This window comes from Elstera sp., from assembly GCF_044372965.1.
Lineage (GTDB): Bacteria > Pseudomonadota > Alphaproteobacteria > Elsterales > Elsteraceae > Elstera.
This window is the reverse complement of the sequence record NZ_JBILQX010000294.1, coordinates 1-2737: the sequence shown is the minus strand read 5'-3', so window position 1 is coordinate 2737 and position 2737 is coordinate 1. Positions and strand designations below refer to the sequence as shown.

Below are 2737 nucleotides of genomic sequence, written 5' to 3'. Positions count from 1 at the left end.
CACTTCCCACCGTGAGCCAGTAGGAGCGCTGTTGCCCTTCGCCCAAACTATCGGTCAGGGTTTGCCCGCTATCATGCGCCAGAACGGGCAGCGGCTGGTTCAACTCACTCGTGGAACTGACGGTGAGCGCGACCGTTCCCGTCGCCTTATCCGCCCCGTTCAGAATAAGCTTATAACGGCCCCGGTCCAGCAGCGCATCGATCCGCCCGTCGCGCTCGCCCGGCTCGCCCGCCTCGGCGAGCGGCCCCGCGACCATATCGACGAGGCGCAGGGCAACGCCGGTTGCGCTTTCGGCGCGCACGGTGATGCGCCCCGGCCCGTCTACGGAGAAATAGGTCGATTGCGTGCCGGAGGCCGGAAGCTGCGCGTGATCGAGCTTCACCACCGGTCCGGGGATCGGTTGGGAGGGAACGGCAACGACGGGCGCAGTAGAAGGCGCAGCGGGGGCAAGTTGCGCCAAATGCTGCTCATAGGCCGCCGCAACGCAGGTCACAACCGTTGGGGATACCGGCGGCGGGGTGACGTTACAGGTTTTGGGAAACTCGGCGAGCCAGCGTTTATGATCGGCCAGCAGCGCTACACGCCCGTCGCCCGCCCGTTTTACCGCCGCGTCGAGCGTCACTTTCAACCGATCATCCAGCGCATTCACCGCAGGCGTAGCGCAAATAAGCAGTTCGATCGGGGCTTTGGCCTTGGCGCAATCGAAACTTGCCGCCTGCGCCGGGCCGAAAAACCCTCCCCCTGTCCAGAGCCCAACCCCCAACAGCCCCACGGCCCGGACAGTGACCCTGCGCATCGGAAATAATCCTTATGTGTCAACCCGCTGCGGCGCGGGGGATAAGGCGCAGTATGCCGAGTTCCGGGGCCGCGTGCAAATGCGGCGCTATGGCTTTTCCCAGCGGGAGCTATGCGCGGAGCGCGTTAATGCGTCCAGCACACGCATGTTAGAAATTGCATCTTCCAGCCCAAATTCTTGCGGCTCCTCGCCTAAGATCATCCGCGAGAAAGCATCGCCCTGAAGCGTATATTGATCGCATTCCGCGACGGTTTCCCGCGTGATGCCGCCCCCCTTGAGGTCCGCCCCCGTATCCAGCAGCAGCGAGCAGCCGTAGCCCGGTGGGGCATTGAACGGAATTTCGATTTCAAGCCGCCCTTTGGTGCCTAAAATCTGCACGCGCTGATAGGGCACAAGCTGCGTGGAACAGGTAAAGGCCAACTGCCGCCCTTCGGAGAAAGCGGCAAGGCCGCTCGCCAGCCGGTCGGTCCCAAACGCCGGATCGCGCTCAATCAACCCGATCACCCACTGCGGCTCACCGCTAAAAATATAGCGCGCGGTCGCCACCGCGTAGCAGCCAATATCCAGCAACCCACCGCCACCAATATCGGCCTGATTGCGCACATTGCTGGGATCGACATTGAAATAGGAAAACAGCGTTTGAATCGCCCGCACGTCGCCCAATTGGCCCGAGGCGACAATCTCCCGCGCCCGCCGCCATTGCGGGTGATAGCGCACCATAAAGGCTTCGGCGACCCGCTTGCCCGAGGCATCGCGCGCTGCAATAAGAGTTTGCGCCTCGTCCGCCGTCATGCCGATCGGCTTTTCGCACAGCACATGCTTCCCCGCCTGCAAGGCTTTGATCGTCCAAGGCACGTGCAGGTGGTTGGGAAGCGGATTATAAATCGCGTCAATATCCGGATCGGCCAGCAGCTCTTCGTAGCTGCCATACGCTTTGGCGATGCCAAGCTGGTCGGCAGCCGTGCGGGCGGTGTTAAGGTCGCGCGAGGCGATGGCTGCCACCTGCGAAACCTCGCCGCGCATCATCGCCGGAATGACCTTTTCGAGCCCGATCTTTGCCGTGCTGAGCACGCCCCAGGTGACTGTTCCGCTCATCGCGCGTTTCCATCCCAATTGTATGATTTATGCGCGCCAGCATACCTGGGGCGGGCCTGCCAAACCAGCGGGAAAGAACAACCTTAAAGGGCCACCCCTGAAGCATCGAACCGATGAATTTTGGCATCCAACGGCGCAAGCTTGATGGTATCGCCGATGGCATGGGTAACATCTTCACCCACGCGCACGGTGAGCGTCCCCGCGCCGGGAACCTCCACATAGATCATCGTGTCGGACCCGAGGTATTCGATATGGATAATCTCGCCCTGCCACGGCCCGTCGCCCAGGATGCGCAAGTGTTCCGGGCGGATGCCGAGCGTTGTCGCGCCCAGCCGCGCGGCATAATCGCCGCCGAGAAAATTCATCGTCGGTGAGCCGATGAAGCCCGCGACGAACAGGTTCGCGGGCGTATGGTACAGCTCCATCGGGCGGCCCACTTGCTCGATTTTACCGCCGTTGAACACGACGATGCGGTCGGCCAGCGTCATCGCTTCCACCTGATCGTGAGTGACGTAAATCATCGTTGCGCCCAACTGCCGGTGCAGTTTAGCAATTTCGATGCGGGTTCCGACGCGTAAAGCCGCATCGAGGTTCGACAGCGGCTCGTCGAACAAAAACAGGCTCGGTTCGCGTACAATTGCCCGGCCAATAGCGACACGCTGCCGCTGACCACCGGATAACTCCGCCGGGCGGCGCGCCAGGAGTGGGTCGAGTTGAAGCATGGTGGCGGCTTTGGCAACGCGGCGCTCGATCTCGGCTTTCGCAGCCCCCTCCTGCTCTAAGGCAAGACCCATATTCCGGCGCACGTCGAGATGGGGATAGAGGGCGTAGGATTGAAACACCATC

At 62.0% G+C, this 2737-nt stretch carries 3 protein-coding genes; all 3 read right to left on the bottom strand.

The annotated features are described in order from the left end of the window. On the bottom strand, nucleotides 1-796 hold a 796-nt coding region (locus ACIQ36_RS19820), incomplete at its 3' end, for a lysozyme inhibitor LprI family protein (protein ID WP_395832572.1). Between the two features lie 87 nt (nucleotides 797-883). Next, entirely contained in the window at nucleotides 884-1891 is a 1008-nt protein-coding gene (locus tag ACIQ36_RS19815; RefSeq protein WP_395832570.1) for a Gfo/Idh/MocA family protein, read from the bottom strand. Nucleotides 1892-1974: 83 nt separating this feature from the next. Beyond that, nucleotides 1975-2737 (bottom strand): ABC transporter ATP-binding protein (locus tag ACIQ36_RS19810; RefSeq protein ID WP_395832568.1); only part of this gene is annotated, 763 nt, incomplete at its 5' end.